At 43.6% G+C, this 21,354-nt stretch carries 10 protein-coding genes; 5 read left to right on the top strand and 5 right to left on the bottom strand.

Annotated elements, in window-relative coordinates:
* Window positions 1-151: 151 nt before the first annotated feature.
* The 4 genes from ACFO6W_RS04280 to ACFO6W_RS04265 all read right to left on the bottom strand — a co-directional run bounded on the left by ACFO6W_RS04280 (window position 152) and on the right by ACFO6W_RS04265 (window position 9,307).
* Window positions 152-1,891, bottom strand: a complete 1,740-nt coding sequence (locus ACFO6W_RS04280) for a fibrobacter succinogenes major paralogous domain-containing protein (protein WP_379994124.1) — start codon at window positions 1,889-1,891, stop codon at window positions 152-154.
* Between the two features lie 940 nt (window positions 1,892-2,831).
* Window positions 2,832-4,886, bottom strand: a complete 2,055-nt coding sequence (locus ACFO6W_RS04275; protein WP_379994123.1) for a beta-L-arabinofuranosidase domain-containing protein — start codon at window positions 4,884-4,886, stop codon at window positions 2,832-2,834.
* A gap of 133 nt (window positions 4,887-5,019) precedes the next feature.
* Window positions 5,020-7,497, bottom strand: a complete 2,478-nt coding sequence (locus tag ACFO6W_RS04270; RefSeq protein WP_379994121.1) for a glutaminase domain-containing protein — start codon at window positions 7,495-7,497, stop codon at window positions 5,020-5,022.
* 7 nt (window positions 7,498-7,504) lie between these two features.
* Window positions 7,505-9,307, bottom strand: a complete 1,803-nt coding sequence (locus ACFO6W_RS04265; RefSeq protein ID WP_379994120.1) for a glycoside hydrolase family 2 protein — start codon at window positions 9,305-9,307, stop codon at window positions 7,505-7,507.
* Between the two features lie 680 nt (window positions 9,308-9,987).
* On the opposite strand from ACFO6W_RS04265, the gene ACFO6W_RS04260 reads away from it, so the two are divergent.
* The gene (locus tag ACFO6W_RS04260) at window positions 9,988-12,699 is read left to right on the top strand and encodes a cation-transporting P-type ATPase (protein WP_379994119.1); all 2,712 of its coding nucleotides are present in this window, start codon (window positions 9,988-9,990) and stop codon (window positions 12,697-12,699) included.
* Between the two features lie 372 nt (window positions 12,700-13,071).
* Window positions 13,072-14,352, top strand: coding sequence for a serine hydroxymethyltransferase (gene glyA, locus ACFO6W_RS04255; protein WP_291109527.1), 1,281 nt, complete (start codon window positions 13,072-13,074; stop codon window positions 14,350-14,352).
* Window positions 14,353-14,430: 78 nt separating this feature from the next.
* On the opposite strand, the gene ACFO6W_RS04250 is transcribed toward glyA, so the two are convergent.
* Window positions 14,431-15,618 (bottom strand): class I SAM-dependent rRNA methyltransferase, encoded by a 1,188-nt coding sequence (locus tag ACFO6W_RS04250; RefSeq protein WP_379994118.1) that lies wholly within the window; start codon window positions 15,616-15,618, stop codon window positions 14,431-14,433.
* Window positions 15,619-15,782: 164 nt separating this feature from the next.
* Here ACFO6W_RS04250 and ACFO6W_RS04245 point away from each other — a divergent pair, with 164 nt between their 5' ends.
* The 3 genes from ACFO6W_RS04245 (at window position 15,783) to ACFO6W_RS04235 (ending at window position 21,343) form a co-directional block, all read left to right on the top strand.
* Entirely contained in the window at window positions 15,783-16,256 is a 474-nt protein-coding gene (locus ACFO6W_RS04245; RefSeq protein ID WP_379994117.1) for a PaaI family thioesterase, read from the top strand.
* Between the two features lie 127 nt (window positions 16,257-16,383).
* Entirely contained in the window at window positions 16,384-18,231 is a 1,848-nt protein-coding gene (locus tag ACFO6W_RS04240) for a 4-hydroxy-3-methylbut-2-en-1-yl diphosphate synthase (RefSeq protein WP_379994116.1), read from the top strand.
* Between the two features lie 193 nt (window positions 18,232-18,424).
* Window positions 18,425-21,343: a calcium-translocating P-type ATPase, PMCA-type gene (locus tag ACFO6W_RS04235; protein WP_379994115.1), complete on the top strand. Its 2,919-nt coding sequence runs from the start codon at window positions 18,425-18,427 to the stop codon at window positions 21,341-21,343.
* Window positions 21,344-21,354 lie beyond the last annotated feature (11 nt).

Genomic DNA, 21,354 nt, shown 5'->3' with positions numbered 1-21,354 from the left:
TGGATAAGCCCGAGGCTGCTGGCACCTGGATCTATGGACGCAATTCCCCGAACTATTACGCTACACCTTTATTCTGTACTGCATCGTTGGTTAAACTCCTCCTGCATTAAAAGCAGGAGGAGGAATAGATGAATAGTCAAATAAAACGGAGTTATTCTGCAATACATCGCAAAGTTTGTGAAAAATTCCTTTGACCTTCACCAAATGCCGTAGGATTAGGAATACCGCCGAAGTATAAGACTTTAGCATTTGATGATGAATTTTGTGTATTTTCACCAGGGCTGCTAGTCCAATAAAAACCAAAAAAACCTCGACTCCCCAACACACCGTTCCCAGTACCACGAAAGCCAGAAGCCGTTAGAAACAAATAGGGCCCAAAATTCCGTCCGCTACTAAAGTTGAATTCGTTATCAGTCCATGTACCCACGAGAGTTTGTGAATTCAGTGAGCTATCGACGACACCCTCCCATTCTGATTTTTTTGGTACACGATAATTCGGAGGGCAAGGGTCATTAGCCGTTTTTGAAGCGTCTGACCATGAGCCGTCAGGTGCATTTGTACTATCCAAACCGGAGATAGGACCGGCCGGAGTATCGACGGTAGCAACGACTGTAGAGCGGCCCCACTGGTAGTAATCTCCATTCAAATATTTAGCAGGAGTGAAAGGCTCGAGCATAAAATTAGCCCCTAGGTTATAGCAGAGGAAGTTCTGCCAGCCGCCTGCTGAGGTGAATGCCCCGCAGCAATTGCAATCCTGAAGGCTGACAGTCAGTTCGACAGCATAGTCTGTCCCCGCTCCGTCCGGCTGGTCGTTGTAAACGGCGTACAATTTGGGATGGACAGCATTGTCACGGGTCACATCTAACAGCTCTGTCATCAGGGACGGTTTGTAAACTACTACGGCTTTACAAGCGGTGCCGGACGATATGTTCCCGCTATAGCCGGCCTTCGGTGTCATACTTACGATAGCCTCTAAGGAAGCATCCTCCACATAGACGAACCGCACATTCGATACATTGCCCGACGGGGTAAAGGTGTACACCTGTGTGCCGGAGTAAAGCCAGGTACCACCCGCATCCGGATTTATCGCCGCAGGCGTCCCGTCTGTGGCGTCCTGTTCTTCTGTCTGTGTAAAATCGGTGCTGTAAGGCACGCGGGCGGCCAGGTCGCCGCAAGCTCCGCCGTCGTTACCCTGTGCGATATCGAAGATGGTTCTTCCGCTAAGCGTACCCGAACCGGCCAGCCATACCGTTACTATCGCCGGAGCCGTGCCGGTCGTCTCCGAGCAGGCATTTATCGCCTTTACGGTATAGGCGTAGGTACCGGCTACATCTTTGACGTTTTGCGGTACAGTGTATGTATTGGCAGTTGTTGTCCCGACCGGCGAACCACCCAGGTACCATTCATATGAGCTTGCCGTTCCTCCCGTCGCAGTGGCCGTCAGGGTAACAGCAGTGGTTGCCCCCTGGAGGATGGTTGTCCCGCCACTGATTGAAACGCCTGTTATCTCGTCGGCACAAGGCTGGTCACAGAAGGAAACCCATTTCAGGGTGTTCCAGTATTCCACACAGTTGTTCGTTGTATTGTAAATCATAAGCCCGGGAGCATTAATCAATTCGTCGGCGGTGACTCCGCTTCCCGACGGATTTACAGGGTTTCCCGTATTAGTTCCTAAAAAGTAGTCACGCCAGGCGTTACGCTCGGCGGTGGTCAGATGCGGCAGGCGCAAGCCCGCTTTTGTACTGGCGGTGGAAACCTCCAGTACGGAAAAATCATGCGGAGGTACACCGTCGCCGATAGTTACCTGCGCATAGGATGGCATTGACAATAGCGCAAATAGCGCAGCCAGCAAACAGGCCGGCATGAGGGTTTTCATTTTCTTTGGTTTCATAAAGCATGTTTTTGGGTAAATTGTGTTGCATATATTTGTTGTAAAGAAGATTGTTACCCTGAGTTTCCCTGAGAAGGCACCGGGAGTATATACCTCCATGTAGCTCAGCAGGTACTCATAGTTTCCCAGTGTAAGCAAAAACTTAGGGAACCTGACAACCCCGGGAATACAGGGATGTAAAGTAACGGGATAACGTGTGGGAAAATACAATGCAGAACCACCCTGCCTGGCAGCACGGGATAAATTTAACAGTTCGGGATTTGATTGTGTGTTTTTATATATATTCAGCGATGCATTGAATGCGCGCGCGTATAGAATGTGTAGGATAACCGGAAAGGTAATACTAAGGCTTACTCTCTCTCTCTCTCTCTCTCTCTCTCTCTCTCTCTCTCTAGTAAAATATAATTAAGCGCCAAATTTTCAGGAAGAAAAATGGCGTGTGATATTGTGTTTTTTCTATATGTTTCCGTCGTTATTTGCATAGCGGAAAACGGTTTTTATTGTTCATTCAGGAAGTGGATGATATATGATTTTGACAAAGTTATGTAAAATTTTTGAATTATAAAGTAACAGAAGTAACAGTTTTTTCAGTCAACAGTAAACAGTTAGCAGTCAACAGTATCGTGGTTTGTCATGCTGAGAGAAACGAAGCATCTCGTCAGATAGTAGTTAACAACTCGTAACTCGTAACTGCCCTAGGGCGCAGTAACTCGTAACTTTCTTAAAAAGTAACAAAGGTGACAACTTTTACGCATTTTAATTATTGAATCCTTAAACATTAAATTTTTAAATACTAAATCCAACACTTCAAAGAACTATCAGCTAACCACTAAAAGCAGCCAGCTGATATATAGATAAATATTCCTGATAAAGTTAAATGAAAACGGGACTATTTTATTATGATAGTCCCGTTCCGGATAAAACTCTAATAAATATAAAGTTATTCGTATGATGCCGGGAAGGAAGTTATCCTTAACCGGGCCGTACCCATAGGTACAAGTGTAATATCATCCACCTGAGGTGATTTCTCACAGTCTTCGTTAGGTAATACTCCACACAGCTTATATTGATCTAATTTCCACGACGGCACTTGTCTCCCTTTTGCCTTTATTACAAGAGGCGAGTTCTGTTGGGTAAATGGATAATTATCCGCAGGCCATGCCCTTCTTTCAACAACAAGGTTACCGAATGGTTTTTCCGGGTTAAGCACCAGGGCGTAATTCCATGCTGTCTTAGGATATATTTCGTATGACGGCCATTTGGACGGATCGGCATTATCCTGCCATTTCGAGTCCCAGATGGCGCTTTCTTTACTATCCACCTTCTTGTATTCTTCATCGATGTTGAGCGATAAGGTCAATGGCCCGTAATTAATGCTTACGCTATTTTTGTTCACTTGCCATGTTTTTAGCGAGAACTCCATCGGATAGGTAACTTTTACGACATCCCCGTTGCTCCATTCACGGTTGATACACGCATATTTACCTGCAACCATATCCGCTGGGATTTTCTTGCCGTTTATTTCCAGTTGCGCATCCTTTGTCCATGACGGGATACGAAGATAGAATGGAAATTTCACCTTTTTCGGTGTGCTCACTTTAAACAGGATTGCTCCGTCAAACGGATATTGCGTATCTTCACCGATAGTGACTTCAGTGCCGTCACCCACTTTTACTTTTGCCTCGCAGGCCGCATAGATGGCTGCTGCAACACCATTGTCAGGAGTAGCAAGGATCAGGTTCTCTATAAAATATGGCCAGCCTTGCGCGTGGTTGTGCTGGCAGCAACGGCTGCTGAACGGGTTCATTGCCAGAAAAGGCCCTCCGTTATCAATACCCGGTTTGTGGTTTTCCGAATCGCTCTGCACATGGTTCGGGCAAGTGATATAGCGCAACGATTTCAGGTCGGGCATCATAGAGGCGGGATAGGAATTGAACGCGATATTTTCGCAATGTTCTGCCCACAACGGATCTCCGGTGTACCACAGCATCATTTCATCCGAAGCCATTTGCTCTACAAAACCGCATGTTTCCGTACCTTGGCGGGGATCTATATACCCCATACGCGCATTCTCATCGGCACCGAACATTCCCCCCGATACTTGTCCGAATGTACGGCGTATAAGGTCGTGCACGTTGTAGGTGGCGTGAAGATGTGCCGGGTCTTTGGTGAGCATATAGTAGGTGGCAGGTTCCCGGAAGCCTTGGGCTATATTTACATTATGCCAGTTAGGAAGACTGGAATCCTGCATCCAGTTGGCAGTATTGCGGTGTATTTTATGAACCAGTTCCAGGAGGAAAGAGTCTCCGGTGATATTATATAGCCAATACACACTATAGATATTATCCCCCCCTCTGGAATTTTCCCAGTAGTCTTTCAGGAATTTTTCGTCAGGAACGGTCAGCTGCCATTTGAAATAATTGGTCATCAGGTCTATTACGCGTTTATCATTTGAATATTCGTAATAGGATTGCAGGCACCATAACATTATCATGTTAGCCCAGAGTTCCCTTTTTCCGTCTCTTTCATTGACGGGGCCGAAATATCCGTCGGCTTGCTTGCTTTTTATGGCTGCTTCTATCCATATTTTTGTTTCGGCAAGCATTTTCGGATCATTAAGTATGTAGGCCATATTGCCATATCCTTTGAGCCAGTAAGGGACTTCTTCCCATCCGTACTCTCCTCCGGCATTGAGCCACGCATTGTTCTTTTTGTTGAGCCATGCGCTGATTTCGCCCAGTTGCCCGGCCAGTCCGTCCCGCTGTAATTCAAGCATACGTTTTGTCCAGCCTTTGGGTTGTACTTTACCGACCGGTAATTTTATAAAATTATTAGGTAGTAAAGGAGCCCTGTTGCTTGTATAATGACTATTGATGGCCTTTACTGAAGGGCGGTTCACAATTGTAACATCGATGTCTCCTTTCGATGCGGAAGCGCTATTGCAGCATAAAAGGAATATGACTGCGATCAAGCTGTTTAAAAGACCTTTTTTCATATGTATTATTTAAATTAATTCTGTTTTTATGAACGCATAACCGATGATATCCTGATAAAGAAAATAATTGTACCGGACTGTCACAGCCCAGTACAATATTAAAGTATTTATTTAATTACTATAGAATAATAGATTATTTCGTCATTTTGTCGTTTAGCATTTTGATGTAATATCCGCCTACTACCGAGCGGGCTTTGAATCCGACATGTGTTTTACTGTCCGTATTGTACCAGTCGGTCATAGGTACACGATCGGTCGTTTCATTCATAAATTTATGCAATGGAGTGATAAATTTCAGGAATGTCGCGTTATCATCAGCCAATGTTGCAGTCCAGATGATCCAGTCGGCCTTCGTATAGTTTTTCCTGCTGTCGAGCGGCAAGCCGTATTCATTCTGTTTGGTCAGATAATAAGAGATTTCTTTCTGAGCCACAGATTCAGGGAATATATTCAATTTGAGAATCTTGTTCCATATCAAATTGTATTTCTGGCTCCATGTCCCCGGCTGGTCGAATGTCAGGCGGTAGTGGTCGCCATCATCAGCCATTTTCATCCATTCCTGCGCCATCTCCTTAGCTTTGGCTGTATATTTTTCAGCGATGTCTTTCTTCCCGAGCATATCTGCCAGGTATCCGTAAGATGCGATACCCATAATTGCTTTCACCGAAAGGTTTACATTGTGGGCAAAGTGACCTGCAAAGTCGTCGGTACAAAGCTGATTTTCCGGATCGAGTCCTTTTTCTACAAGGTAATCTGTCCATGTGGTCAGTACATCCCAATGTTTTTCAGCATATTTTGCATTTCCTTCCACAGCGGCTATAGCGGCGGTCAGTGCCAGCATGTTTCCGCCTTCTTCCACAGGCATGTCGCCACCGTATGTTTGTCCGTTGGCCCAAGGATATGTACCGACATCGTGCGCAGGAAACGGTTTTACCCATTTGCCACTCTCGCTGTAGTAGAAGATATGATTGAGCAAGCCTTTCGCCAGTTCCGGATTGTAGTACAGGAATAATGGAGCGGAAGGATAGGTTACGTCTACTGTCCCGATAGATCCGTTACTATTGTTTTCTTTGGATAAGAATAACAGATCTCCGTTCGGCGCTTCTACAAGCTTGTGTGCGGATATGGCCTGACGATAAGCAAGCGCACACAATTCGGCATATTCTTTTCCTCCGGCCTGAGCGGCTTCATTCATCAGTTTGAAGTCGAAGTCGCTACATTTGTTGCTTAGGCTGATAAACTCTTTATTGGCTTCAACAAAAGCCTGCTCTATCGATTTGTCGCCTTTCTTATTCCAGTATGGGCGAAGATTCTCTTCAAAATACTGGATGGAATAGATATCATCATATCCGATAAGCACTTTTCCCGAGGCAGATTTACCGCTACCCAGAGTTTGTGATATGGCCAGACTGGCATTATCTTTGGAACTTACGTCTCCTGCAAGTTTTCCGTTCTTTACAAAATCGTTTCTCATCTGATAAGGGTCACCTACATTATATGTAGAGTTGTTCTTCTCTCCACCCAGGTAGAAATAACCCCAGTCGATACGGATATCGTCACCTCTTTTTCCCAGGACTTTCTGGTTGGTGCTTCCTGTTTTGAGGAACAGCAGCCCGTCTTTTTCAAATCCTTCGGCTTTACTTTCCTGGGATGGAATATTTAATGCCCAGTTTGGCGCGGCTTCGAAATAGATTTGAACGTCGTGTTCCTTGCCATCCAATGAATTGATGTCATACGAAATATAGTTCACCGGGCGTGACACGAGATTCAGGTCATCCATGAGTAGTGGCGCAAGGAAAGAGAGTTTCAGCCCCACATTTCCACACTCGAAAGTATAATGGGTATGGGTTGCCTGTACATCAGCCGATTTCTGTACAGCTGTTGTACTCAGGAATGTTTCAATGTCATCTTCCACATAGATGCCAAAATCCACGAGGGCTCCTCCCATTTTGTTGTGACAATGTGCTGCAATGACATTCTTACCCGCTTTCAGGGTGCTTTTCACTTCATCGCTGAGTGTGATCTGTACATCTTTCCTCCATTCATATCCCGTCTTTACCACCTGTATGCCGTTGATGTACAGCTCGAAGATGTCGTCATGCGAATATATCAGGAATACTTTTTTATCCGACAGGTCTTTATCCAGATTTATATTCCGGCGTACCCATATGTCTTTGGTTTCCCACAGTGTGTTTACATTGGTTTCCTCTGGCGTACCGAATGCGGCTTGTCCTTCTTTCCAGGCATTATCGTTAAATTCAGCTTTTTCCCAGCCTTTAGCCGGAGCGTTGAATGTATATTTGCCTGTCCAGGCTGATATTACAGACATGCCTGCTACAGCTTTTACGGGAGTTTGCTCTACGCCCATAAAGCGATATGCTTTCCCATCGACACGTATCACCCCTAATAGAGGAAATTCCTTGCCTGTCCAGTGTTTCACCGGTTCATCATACAAATTATCGGTTGCCGACCACGCTGAGGTGTAAGGGTCAATCGTTACCAATGGGTAAGCGGGCGCCCGTAAATCGTTCTTAATAATCTGTGCCGGTTCTTTTGTGCCGCCGCAACTGAATAGCCCGGTGAGGCATAAGAGATAAAGTAAATTTTTCATTCTATATTTATTTCAATGAATTACATATTTCCAGGTTAATTTGTCTTAATCGGGGTTCTTCCAGTTTGATAACTTTACGGTCGTATGTCATCAATCCGTTTACCTCTCCTTCTACATCGGTTGTCTGGGTATAAACCGCGGCTGTGAATCCTCTTTTGATAAAGCCTTTCAATGCTTCCGCGTATTTGATATATTCATCCGTAACTTCTTTCGAATTTTTAAACTGAACATATCCCCAGTTTTTGTCAGTCTGCCAAAGGTGATCTTCAAGAGGTAAACCAATACCGCCGTATTCTCCCAGTACATTCGCTCTTTTGGCATCGTACAGATACATATCCGGTCCCGGATAGTTGTGCAGGTCTATCATATCTCCTACATGGTAATGATTGCCGCCACTGGCAGGATTTACCAGGCGGGAAGGGTCGTGATTCTTTGTCCATGCCACAATTTCAGGTGTTTTGAATTGTCCCCATGCTTCATTGAACGGAACCCATGCTATAATTGAAGGATATGAAATCAGGTAATCCATTATTTCTCTCCATTCTTTGCGATATACATTTTCAGACTCAATGGAACGCTGTACTTCCACGCCATCGAAATATTTTTGGCTTTGCCACTGAGGAGACGGTCCTCCATTAGGCATATCCTGCCAAACGAGGATTCCAAGACGGTCGCAATGTGTGTACCAGCGGGCCGGCTCGACCTTTACATGCTTACGGATCATATTGAATCCGAAATCCTTTGTTTTCTGGATATCATATGCCAGTGCTTCATCGGTAGGAGCTGTATATAGTCCATCAGGCCACCAACCCTGGTCTAACGGGCCGAACTGAAAATAATCCTTGTTGTTCAACTGAAAACGGTAGATGCCGTTGGCGTCTCTTTTAGAGGATATTTTGCGCATGGCAGCATAGCTTTTCACTTTATCCGCCGCCTTGCCATTATTGTATAAGGTGACTTCCAAATCGTACAGGAACGGAGATTCGGGAGACCAAAGCTTCAAATCGGGAATGTTTATATCGGTAGACTGTCCTGCGGCGAATTTGCTTGTTGCTACAGTTCTTGGTCCGTCTTTTACTGTCACCTCTATTATATCTCCGGTAGCAGTGCCTTCTGTACAGATGTCAATTGATAATTGACTGTTGTCTATATTTGGAATTGTTTTGATGGCGGCAATATGTTTCTGCGCTACAGGTTCCATCCATACAGTCTGCCAGATGCCCGATACAGGGGTATACCAGATGCCATGCGGATTCTTTATTTGCTTTCCCCTGGCCTGGTCGCCGTCATCTGTAGGGTCCCATACTTTGACTACCAGTTTTTGATTTCCGGAAGTCAGATAAGGTGTGATGTCGAAACTGAATGGGGTATATCCTCCGGTATGGGAACCTACCTTAATGTCGTTGATAAATACCTCTGTTTTCCAGTCTACCGCACCAAAATGCAACAGGATATTCTTCCCTTTCCAATTGGAAGGGACAGTGAAAGTCCGTTTATACCATAGTTCTTTTTCTTTACCCAGTTCTTTTTGCACTCCGGATAAACTTGACTCCACAGCAAAAGGGACCAGTATCTGTCCGTCAAATTTCTGAGGTTCTTGTTTTCCTACAGGCAAAATAGCGTATTCCCAGAGTCCGTTCAGGTTTGTCCAGTCCGGACGTTCCATAATCGGACGCGGATATTCAGGTAATACATTGTTTGGATTAAGGGTTTCCGCCCACTTGGTTTTTAGTTTATCTCCTACAGGTTTCCATTGGGCAAATAAGCTGGTACTTGATAAGACCAAGGCTAAAATAAGAATCTTCTTCATTTAAATAAGGTGTTTACTTTTAGGTATTATACAATATGATTTTATTATTTTTTAGTTTATATTTTTTTCTTCTTTTCAGGTATTTGTACTGTTTTCATATGTTTTCGGATATGTTTAAGTCTATCGGAGATTACAAATGTACTCTGATGTACCTGAAATCGCTGAAATTTATTGTTCAAAAAATATAAATATCAGGTCACAACTCCTTTTGAATCGATTAATTAGAACATAAAAATTGAAAAAGGATATATTTTCTTTGTTTTTTAATAAAAATCTTATACTTTTGTATCGCTTTAAGAAAAGCAAGTGTTTGTCTCATGGTGTAATGGTAGCACTGCAGTTTTTGGTACTGCCTGTCTAGGTTCGAGTCCTGGTGAGACAACGAAAAATAAAGAATTAGAAAAAGTCACTAAACTGGTGGCTTTTCCTATTTTGGGCTGTAAGACACAAACTTTGAATAGCACATCCGAATTAGGGTTAGGCTTTCTAATCTGATATTTTCCCAGGATGTCCTATAATTTCATATTTGTTTGTGTAGAAAACAATAGGATGTACTCTGTGGAAAAGTTGAAACTTTTTCATCCGCTTAATTGTTAAAATAAAGAATTGTACAAAGCTATGTTCATTTTTATAGGATGGTATCTAACATACTAATTCAGGAAAAATAAAATCAAAACAATATGGTGAAAGCAGAAACATTAAGTAATAAGAACTGGCATTCACTCGAAGTCAGTCAGGTTTTAGACTTGTTAACGACTAATGCGACAAAAGGCTTACTCGAGAAAGAGGCAAATGAACGGCTTGTCCAATTCGGAGAGAATGTCCTTCCCGAGAAGAAAAAAGAAAGCCGTTTATTACGTTTTTTCAAACACTTCAATGATATCCTTATTTACATATTGCTTATAGCCGCAGTTGTTACTGCTATTCTGGGCCATTGGGTAGATACAATAGTCATCGTGATTGTAGCCGTAGTCAATGCCTGTATCGGATATTTTCAGGAAAATAAGGCTGAGAAAGCATTGGAAGATATAAAGAAGATGTTGTCTCATACAGCACAAATAATACGGGACGGAAAGAGGCTGGAAATAGGAGCATCACATCTGGCTATAGGGGATTTGGTTATTCTCCATCCCGGGGATAAGATCCCGGCAGACCTTAGATTAATAAAATCGGATAATCTGAGAATAGAAGAATCTGCGTTGACAGGAGAGTCTATACCTTCACAGAAGAATGTGGGAGCAATATCCGCGGATACTCCTTTAGGTGACAGGAACAATATGGCCTTTTCTACAACCACAGTTAGTGCGGGAACAGGAATGGGGATAGTTGTAGCAACAGGACAGAATACCGAAATAGGGAAAATAAACCGTATGATGTCCGAAGTGAAACTTATTACAACACCTTTGCTGCGGCAAACGGCCAAATTCGGTAAAAGCGTTTCTTTTGTGATAATTGCCATTGCAGTAGTGGTTTTCATTTTCGGGTATTTTTATCGCCATTACGATACCGGCGAATTGTTAATGTCGGTAATCGGACTTGCTATTGCAGCTATTCCGGAAGGCCTTCCGGCTATTTTGTCGATAATATTGGCTATCGGTGTACAGAATATGGCTAAACGCAAGGCTATAGTCCGCACTTTACCCTCAGTGGAGACACTGGGCTCAGTGGCAGTCATATGTTCTGATAAAACCGGGACTCTGACTAAAAATGAGATGACGGTCAAGACTCTTGTAACCGGTGATGATAAGTTTGATGTAACCGGTACGGGATATTCCCCCGTTGGAGATGTCGTGAAAGATAATGAAACGGTTGATTTCAGTGCTGAACCGGTGCTGGATAGCCTGATAGGCTGTTTTTACATATGCAATGAAGCCTCTTTGGGAAAAGATGATGAGGATAACTGGTATATAAAAGGAGATCCGACGGAAGGCGCGCTTATAACTTTGTATGAGAAAGCGTCTGTGGATCATCACGAAACAGACAGGATTGCAACGATTCCGTTCGACTCGGAGTATAAGTATATGGCCACGCTGGTTGAAGCAGATGATAAAAATATTATATACATAAAAGGTGCCCCCGACCGTCTTCTGGATATGGCCGACAAAGAATTGTCTTTGAGTGGGGAAAAACCATTTGATCGTAAAAACTGGGAGGATGAAATAACCGGATTGGCCGGAAAAGGGCAGCGTGTAATTGGAGGAGCATATAAAATCGTGGCTAAAAACAAGAAAAACCTGTTGCATGAGGATTTACACGAAGGTGTCACGTTCCTCGGGTTAGCGGGAATCATTGATCCTCCAAGGGAGGAGGCCATTGAAGCGATCAGGCAATGTACGGAGGCCGGTATAACCGTAAAAATGATAACCGGAGACCATATCGAAACTGCGAAGTCGATAGGCCTGGAAATGGGGATCGGTGATGGTGTCAAAGCTCTGGAGGGAAAGGCTATAGAGCAAATGACCGATGAAGAATTAGAATCAGCGGCAGTTGAATATAATATTTTCGCACGCACCAGTCCCGAACATAAACTCCGTTTAGTGAAGGCTTTACAGGCCCGTAATATAATATGTGCCATGACCGGAGACGGGGTAAATGATGCTCCCGCGCTGAAAAAAGCGGATGTCGGAATAGCGATGGGTATAAAAGGTACCGAGGTAACCAAAGATGCGGCAGAGATGGTATTGGCTGATGATAATTTCTCTACTATTGCTGCTGCTGTGGAAGAAGGCAGACGCGTATACGATAATCTCAAGAAGACAATCCTGTTTATATTGCCTACTAATGGAGCCGAGAGTTTTTTGATTATAGCCAGTATCCTGTTCGGAACGCTGATGCCGCTTACCCCGATACAGATACTTTGGGTCAATATGGTTACATCGGTGACTATTTCCCTGGCTCTCGCGTTTGAAAAACTGGAGCCGGATACAATGAAACAACGGCCGCGCTCTCCCCGTACCCCGTTATTAAACGGATACTTTATATGGCGTATCTTATTCGTATCTGTGCTTATTGGGGGAGGTACATTACTATTGAACCTGTATCTGTTGAATAATGGCGTAAGCGAAGATATTGTAAGAACGGTAACAATACAAACGATCGTAATTACCCAAATGTTTCACCTGTATAATAGCCGTAGTATCCGCCAGTCTGCTTTCTATGGAGACTTTTTCGGCAACAAAGCAGTATTCGTAGTTTCGGGCTTACTTATCTTATTGCAATTATCAATAACATACATTCCGTTTATGAACGAAGTATTCGGCACCGTTAGACTTCCCCTTCATTTTTGGATATATCCTTTCGTTTTTGGTTTTATTATTTTCATAATAGTAGAAATCGAAAAGTGGATTATGAGACTAATTGACGGAAAACGGATAAAAACGAATAAGTCTTAAACCGCGTATAAAATATAAGGTACAAAGCAGAATTAAAGAGCCTGTCTTCTGTGTGGACATACCATTTGTTTGTATGTAAACCGTATAGACGGAGTTCAAAAACTTAAAGCCTGCCTGCATTATACCTACAGCCCTCTATGGAAATATATGCCTTGCATAGCGCGTAATCTATAGGCAGCGATTTAAATTAAGAATATGTTTGGATTTTTCATTCTTTATTCTTAATTGTTTCCTGTTACTTTTGTTACCTTTGTGCTCGTTAAAACTATAAACAATAAACGCAGGTATTATTTCGGTATTTTTCCTGCACTTACAAAAATATAAACAGGTCTGCGACCTTAATTTTTCACCTCATAAAAATTTCATTTGCTTATGAAAAGAGACACAGCCATTTTTGATATTATCGAAAGAGAGTATCAACGACAACTGAAAGGAATCGAACTGATCGCATCGGAAAACTTTGTCAGCCAACAGGTAATGGAGGCTATGGGTTCATGCCTTACCAACAAATATGCAGAAGGCTATCCGGGGAAAAGATATTATGGGGGGTGTGAAATTGTAGACCTTAGCGAACAGCTAGCCATCGACCGTTTGAAAGAAATATTCGGTGCAGAATGGGCTAATGTGCAACCTCATTCGGGGGCGCAGGCCAATGCGGCAGTTTTCCTGGCCTGTATGCAGGCCGGAGATAAGTTTCTGGGACTGAACCTGTCACATGGCGGTCACCTTTCGCACGGTTCACCCGTAAACTTTTCCGGACTAATGTTCCACGCACTTGAATACAATGTGCGTCAGGATACGGAACAGGTAGACTACGAACAGATGGAACAGGTTGCCCGTACCGAAAAACCGAAAGTAATCATCGCCGGAGCCTCGGCTTATTCCCGTGATTGGGATTATGCTCGAATCCGTAAAATAGCTGATGAAGTAGGCGCAATTTTTATGGTAGATATGGCACATCCTGCCGGGCTTGTTGCCGCCGGATTACTGAATAATCCGCTGCCTCATGCCCATATAGTGACTACCACCACCCATAAGACCCTTCGTGGGCCTCGTGGCGGAGCAATCATGCTGGGCAAAGATTTTGAAAATCCATGGGGTAAGAAAACGCCTAAAGGCGAAGTACGTATGATGTCCGCTTTGCTGGATTCTGCGGTATTCCCGGGAATACAGGGTGGTCCGCTGGAACACGTTATTGCCGCTAAGGCCGTTTCGTTTGCAGAGGCACTCGACCCTTCATATAAAGTATATCAGACACAGGTGAAGAAAAATGCTGCCGCTATGGCTCAGGCATTTATAGACAAAGGATATAAGGTGGTATCCGGTGGTACGGATAATCACTCTATGCTAATAGACCTTCGTCCTAAATTCCCCGAACTGACCGGTAAGCTGGCTGAAAAAGCGCTTGTAGAAGCGGATATCACAACGAATAAGAACATGGTTCCGTTCGATAGCCGTAGTCCTTTCCTTACTTCGGGACTTCGTTTCGGTACACCTGCCATCACTACACGTGGTGCGAAAGAACCGCTGATGGCTGAGATCGTGGAAATGATAGATACTGTTCTTTCAAATCCGGAAAACGGACAGACAGTAAAAGCCGTCCGTGAAAAGGTAAATTCAATCATGAAAGAATATCCGTTATTTGCCTGGTAATAAGAAACAATCATTATATACATAAAGGAGCCGGCTATAAACCGGCTCCTTTATATTTCTTATATGTCTTGTCATCATTTATTCCACATACAATACCAAACCTTTTAGGTATTCCCCTTCCGGATGATATATATTGATCGGATGGTCGGCTGGTTGGCTCAACTGATGCAGTATCCGCACTTTTCTGCCGGACATGGCAGCCGCACTGAATACAGCCAGGCGAAACGCCTCTTTAGTTATTACCTGCGAGCAGGAGAAGGTAAAGACAATTCCTCCCGGGGCTATCTTATCAAAGGCGACGGCATTCAGGCGTTTATATCCCTGTAACGCGTTCTTGATCGCTCCACGGTGTTTCGCAAAGGCAGGAGGATCAAGTATTATCAGGTCATAATCACCTTTATTAATGTTGCCGAGATACTTGAATGCATCTTCTGCGTAAGCCTCATGCCGTTTATCATCCGGGAAGTTAATCTCCACATTCTTATTCGTCAGCATCACGGCTTTGGAGGAACTATCGACTGAATGCACCAGCTTTGCGTTTCCACGCATGGCATAGAACGAAAATCCGCCTGTATAACAAAACATATTCAGTACCGAACGGTCTTTGGCATAGCGCTCCAGTAAGGCCCTGTTATCCCGCTGATCGACAAAGAAACCGGTTTTTTGTCCCTTTACCCAGTCGGGATAGAATTTCAAACCGTTTTCAGAAGCGATTTCGGCTACATCCTTACCTCCGAAAAGATATTCGTTTTCCGCTCCCAGATTGGCTTTATATGGCAATGTCGTTTCAGACTTATAGTATATATTCTTCAACGTCGTTCCCATTACGGCCTTTAACGCGTCACAGATCATCATCCGCGATTCGTGCATACCCACAGAGTGCGACTGTATGACAGCAGTCTCCGCATATATGTCTATAATCAGCCCGGGAAGACCATCACCCTCGCCATGAACAAGACGGTATGAATTATTATCTGCTGACAGCAATCCTATCGATTTTCTCAGCTCCAAAGCGGAGTTCAATCGCTTTTTCCAGAAATCAGGATTGATCTCTTCCTCTTCGAAAGACAGGACGCGGACCTCGATACTTCCGACCTGATAATGCCCAACGGCTATAAATTCGTTACTGGCTGTATAGACGGCAACCACCTCTCCTTCGGTCAGGTCATTATCTTTTTTTTGTACTGCTCCCGAAAATATCCACGGGTGAAAGCGTCTCAAAGATTCTTCTTTCTTGGGTTTTAGCTTTATTATCTTATAATCCATATCATGATGCTCCAGCGATGAGTTGAAGCGGCACAAAATTACAACTTTATTTTCAAAGATAAAGTTTATCTGTATTGTATATATCAGAAGACAGGCTGACTCTTTAGAGCTTTTTATGCAATCTTTTCTTGTTATCTACATTCCGAATCATTTCCTTTGTGTCTATGAAAAAGATAATAAATCCTTGGGAAGGACTGGACGGTTATATGTGCTTTGCCTGTTCGCCCGCTAACCCGTCAGGGCTCCATATGGAGTTCTATGAAGACGGAGATGATATAGTTGCACATTGGAAGCCAAACAAGTATATGCAAGGCTGGCTAAACACGCTTCATGGTGGAATACAAAGCACCCTGATGGATGAAATCGGCGGTTGGATTATCATCCGTAAATTACAGACGACAGGAGTGACCTCCCGTCTCGAAGCCAGATTTATAAAGAGTATACCTACCAATGAACCCTTGTTGACAATCCGCGGAAGAATAAAAGACCAGAAACGAAATGCCGTATTCCTCGAAGCTGAAATATATAACTCAAAAAACGAATTATGCGCGCGTGCCGATATGGTCTATTTCATTGTGAGCCAAGAACAGGCAATGGAGCAATTTCATTTTTGCGGATGCAAGACGGAGGATGAATGATTTCTTAATTATTTTTATGATTGTAGTTTATCTATAGTATTTGCCAATGTAGCAGCTATCAGATTTAACACAACAAAAAAACTCTATCTTTGTTATATTTTTTGATTACAACTAAAAAAATTCAGATATGAATTATTTCAATTATAAAAGGCGTTTGTCTTCCGAAACCAGGATCGGCGACACTCCCCTCGGAGGCAGCAATCCTGTACGGATTCAGTCGATGACGAACACTAACACCAACGATACCGAAGCCAGTGCAGCACAAGTTATAAGAATTGTGAAGGCCGGGGCTGACTATGTACGCCTCACCGCACAGGGAGTACGCGAAGCCGAGAATCTCAGGAATATAAAAGAAGTGGTAAGGGCGCAGGGATACAACACTCCGCTGATTGCCGATATACACTTCAATCCGCGTGCAGCTGAAGCTGCCGCAAAGATTGTGGAGAAAGTGCGAATCAATCCGGGAAATTTTGTTGACAGGGTAAAAACTTTCGAAACATTCGAATATACAGATGAAGAATATGCACAGGAAATAGAGAAAATACGGGCGAAACTCATTCCTCTGCTTGATATATGTAAAGAACACAAAACAGCTATCCGCATCGGGGTAAATCACGGTTCATTATCCGACCGTATTATGAGCCGTTATGGTGACACTCCCGAAGGCATGGTGGAGTCATGCATGGAGTTCCTTCATATTTGCATCGCCGAAGGATTCAGGGATATTGTAATTTCCATGAAGACTTCCAATACGGTAGTCATGTCAAAAGCTGTCCGCTTACTTATTGCCCGTATGGAAAAAGAAGGTCTCAACTTTCCTCTGCATCTTGGAGTAACCGAAGCGGGAGATGGTGAAGACGGGCGCATAAAATCGGCTGTAGGTATCGGTTCACTTCTTTCCGACGGTATCGGCGATACCATCCGTGTGTCCCTGAGCGAAGATCCGGAATATGAGGTACCTGTGGCGCGAAAACTTGTTGCATATATCAAACAGAAAGAAAATCATCCGGAAATAATAGCTGCCCCAAGCGATAAATTTTCTCCATTCTCTACCGACCGCAGGGAAACATATACGGTAGGTAATATTGGAGGCGATAGCCTGCCTGTTGTCATTTCAGACCGTTCGCAAGGCAACTTTGAATTTAACGTCCACTTCCTGCCCGATTATCTGTATGTCGGGAAAGAGTTACCCCTTAGCGCTCCACGTGCAATACCTTCTATTATAGATTTAGACGGATGGAAAGGGGAAAAGAATACATACCCACTGTTCGATAAACCGAATTGGGAAAAGATAAGGGGCAATGATGCGGCAATCAAGTTCCTGCGCCTTTCATATCCAGAACTGGATAATAATATCATCTCTTTGCTGAAAACAGACAGATCCATTGTTATTATTCTCACTACTAATCATATCAACGGTGTAGGAGAACAGCGCGCATTTATACATACCCTGATGAATAATGATTGTGATACTCCCGTAATACCCAACCGCAGATATGAAGAGAATGAAACGGAAGATCTGCAGATAAAAGCCGCGACTGATTTCGGTACTCTTTATCTCGACGGCTTCGGCAACGGTATTATGCTCGAAAACAAAGGAAACATTTCATTGAAAAATATAGATGCGTACATGTTCGGAATCTTACAGGCATCGCGCATCCGTACAAGTAAAACCGAATATATATCCTGCCCTAGCTGCGGACGTACATTATTCGACCTGCAAACAACTGTTGCACTGGTAAAAGGAGCTACCTCACATCTTAAACACTTAAAAATAGGTGTTATGGGCTGCATCGTTAACGGACCGGGAGAGATGGCGGATGCCGATTACGGTTATGTCGGGGCTGAGAAAGGGAAAATTTCCCTTTATAAAAAGAAACATCTGATAGAAAAGAATATTGCTTCGGAAGAGGCTGTGGAAAGGCTTGTCCAGCTCATCAAAGATAATGGCGACTGGATGGAGCCGGAGAATTGATCGTTATAAAGCACTAAAGGAGCAGGATTTCAGAAAAACCTGCTCCTTTACTTTCTTAAGAACGCCTTAATGATCGTAACAATTAATTAACAGGCCGGTGTTATATTTGTACTCTGATAACATTAACTTTATCCCTTTTTTTAAACAAGAACAAACTGCTTATTGTTAAAGAAGTATATTTATTAATAGAATAATGGAAGGAAAAAAGAATTACACGGGGCTTACAGACAGTCAGGTAAAAGAAAGCAGGCAAAAGCACGGAGCGAATATACTCACTCCTCCTAAAAAGGAACCTTTATGGAAGCTTTTCCTGCAAAAGTTTGAAGACCCTATTATCCGCATCCTGCTTATAGCAGCGTTTCTCTCTCTGGGAATATCCATCATACACAACGAATATATCGAAACCATCGGTATATTCTGCGCCATCCTGCTGGCTACCGGAGTATCTTTCTGGTTCGAGATGGATGCCAATAAAAAATTCGATGTACTCAATCAGGTAAATGATGAGGATATGATAACCGTGATGCGTAACGGTAATATCCGGCAGGTACCTAAGAAAGATATTGTGGTAGGAGACATCGTGTTCCTGGAAATGGGAAATGAAGTTCCTGCCGACGGAGAACTGTTCGACGCCGTATCCATGCAAATAGACGAATCCTGTCTTACGGGAGAACTTAGTATAGACAAAACAATAGATCCCGACCATTTCGAAGAGGGTGTGACTTACCCATCCAACTGGGTACTCCGGGGCACGAAAGTAATAAACGGACACGGAGTTTTCGAAGTAGCCCGTGTGGGTGATGCCACCGAATTCGGTAAGGTTGCAGAAAAATCCACGGAAAAGGTAGAAGGGGAAACACCTCTGAACCGGCAACTGGATTCCCTTGCCAAATTTATAGGGGTTATAGGGCTTATATTGGCTATGCTTACCTTTGCCGTCCTCTTTATAAAAAATATATTCAACGACCCTACTGTATATGTCTCACTTGGCGAACTCGGCCTCCTCGGAGCAGTTATGATAGGTGTGGCCATAGCAATGGTAAAAGTATGGCTGCCTATTATATATGACGGCCTTGAACTTGCAGGAAAAGATATTAAACTGCCGAAAGCCGTAGCCAGAGGCAGTTGGCTGAGGTGGCTGCTTACAGGGGCATTGGTTACTGTCGTTTTAGCTTTTTCGGGATATATCTTCGGGGTAAATCCTCTGGATGATGACTCATGGATCAGCATCGATGTGGCAGCGAATATACTTCAGGCGTTTATGGTGGCTGTTACGCTGGTTGTAGTGGCGGTGCCGGAAGGTCTGCCGATGAGCGTTACGCTCAGTCTGGCACTGAGCATGCGTCGTATGTTGAAGATGAATAACCTTGTGCGTAAAATGCATGCAGTGGAAACGATGGGCGCCACTACTGTTATTTGTACAGATAAAACAGGTACGCTCACCCAGAACCAGATGCAGGTAGCAAGTACAAATTTCTACGGAGTGGCAGATCAAAACCTGACAGACAGTGAAGTGAGCAGGCTGGTGATTGGGAATATATCGGTAAATTCAACAGCATTCCTCGATTTTTCAAATAAAGAAAAAGTATCTGCATTGGGCAATCCTACCGAAGGGGCGCTCTTATTATGGCTGAACAAAAGCAAGATATTATATAGCAATATCCGCAATAAGGAAGAGGTACTGGATCAGTTGCCGTTCTCTACCGAGCGGAAATTCATGGCGACTCTTGTCGATTCTCCGAAACTGAAAAGAAAGGTACTTTATGTAAAAGGTGCGCCGGAAGTCGTCTTTGCAAAAAGTAAACATGTAGCAGGCATAAACGGACAAGCTCCTGTGGAGGAATTTAAGGATATAGTAGACGAACAGCTACTCCAGTACCAGAATCAGGCAATGCGTACGCTTGGGTTTGCATATAAATATGTTGAAGAAGGAAACAATCAGTCTGTTGAAGGACTGGCTTCAGGCGATTTAATATTCTTGGGTATCGCGGGTATTTCCGACCCTGTGCGTACCGATGTGCCGGGAGCTGTAGAGCGCTGTCTGAATGCGGGTATCGGAGTTAAGATAGTGACAGGGGATACTTATGGCACCGCAAAAGAAATAGGGCGTCAGATCGGAATCTGGAAAGATGAGGAGGATACAGACCTGAATATAATAGGCGGTATCGATTTCGAAAATCTTCCTGATGACGAAGCATATGAAAGGGTAAAAGACCTGAAAATAATGTGCCGTGCCCGTCCTACGGATAAACAACGTCTCGTTCATTTACTGAAACAAAGAAACGAGATTGTCGCTGTTACCGGCGACGGAACAAACGATGCTCCCGCCCTCAACTATGCTGATGTAGGCCTGTCGATGGGTTCGGGAACATCCGTAGCCAAAGAGGCAAGCGATATAACCCTTCTCGACGACTCGTTCAGCAGTATTGCTACAGCCGTAATGTGGGGGCGTTCGCTCTACAAAAATATCCAGCGGTTTATATTGTTCCAGTTGACAATCAATGTGGCTGCCTTATTAATCGTATTCCTGGGTTCTATATTCGGTCAGGAGTTACCATTGACAGTAACACAGATGCTCTGGGTGAATCTGATAATGGATACATTCGCTGCCGGGGCTCTGGCCTCTCTCCCTCCCGATCCGAATGTAATGAACAGTAAACCAAGAAAGAACAGTGATTTTATTATAACCAGTTCTATCGGGAAACATATTCTGACCACAGGCATCCTGTTTGTCATACTGTTGTTGGGAATGATGTATTATTTTTCTTCTCCGGAACATCTCAATTCATTCTTTAGTTATGTACCTGAAGCGGACAGAAACGGATATTTCTTATCCTATTTCTTCACTGTATTTGTATTGTTACAATTCTGGAATATGTTTAATGCAAAAGCATACGCCACAGGCAAATCTGCTTTTGCAGGTTTAAATAAAAGCGCCGGATTTGAGATGGTAGCGCTGATAATACTTATAGGCCAGATATTAATAGTGACTTTCGGCGGTGAAGTATTCCGTACCATGCCTTTGACTATACAGGACTGGGGTATTATAATAGGCGGCACTTCGTTTGTACTTTGGATAGGGGAGTTGGTTCGCTTATTTAAAAAGAAGTAAGAATACGGAAT

The organism is Dysgonomonas termitidis, assembly GCF_042654545.1.
Classification (GTDB): domain Bacteria; phylum Bacteroidota; class Bacteroidia; order Bacteroidales; family Dysgonomonadaceae; genus Dysgonomonas; species Dysgonomonas termitidis.
The sequence above is the reverse complement of the archived record's forward strand: the minus strand, read 5'-3'. Positions and strand labels throughout refer to the sequence as shown.

What these genes read in the sequence shown, in the direction of transcription:
- ACFO6W_RS04280 (WP_379994124.1), bottom strand. Translation starts at nt 1,891, where the DNA reads ATGAAACCAAAGAAAATGAAAACCCTCATGCCGGCCTGTTTGCTGGCT.
- ACFO6W_RS04275 (WP_379994123.1), bottom strand. Translation starts at nt 4,886, where the DNA reads ATGAAAAAAGGTCTTTTAAACAGCTTGATCGCAGTCATATTCCTTTTA.
- ACFO6W_RS04270 (WP_379994121.1), bottom strand. Translation starts at nt 7,497, where the DNA reads ATGAAAAATTTACTTTATCTCTTATGCCTCACCGGGCTATTCAGTTGC.
- ACFO6W_RS04265 (WP_379994120.1), bottom strand. Translation starts at nt 9,307, where the DNA reads ATGAAGAAGATTCTTATTTTAGCCTTGGTCTTATCAAGTACCAGCTTA.
- ACFO6W_RS04260 (WP_379994119.1), top strand. Translation starts at nt 9,988, where the DNA reads ATGGTGAAAGCAGAAACATTAAGTAATAAGAACTGGCATTCACTCGAA.
- glyA (WP_291109527.1), top strand. Translation starts at nt 13,072, where the DNA reads ATGAAAAGAGACACAGCCATTTTTGATATTATCGAAAGAGAGTATCAA.
- ACFO6W_RS04250 (WP_379994118.1), bottom strand. Translation starts at nt 15,618, where the DNA reads ATGGATTATAAGATAATAAAGCTAAAACCCAAGAAAGAAGAATCTTTG.
- ACFO6W_RS04245 (WP_379994117.1), top strand. Translation starts at nt 15,783, where the DNA reads ATGAAAAAGATAATAAATCCTTGGGAAGGACTGGACGGTTATATGTGC.
- ACFO6W_RS04240 (WP_379994116.1), top strand. Translation starts at nt 16,384, where the DNA reads ATGAATTATTTCAATTATAAAAGGCGTTTGTCTTCCGAAACCAGGATC.
- ACFO6W_RS04235 (WP_379994115.1), top strand. Translation starts at nt 18,425, where the DNA reads ATGGAAGGAAAAAAGAATTACACGGGGCTTACAGACAGTCAGGTAAAA.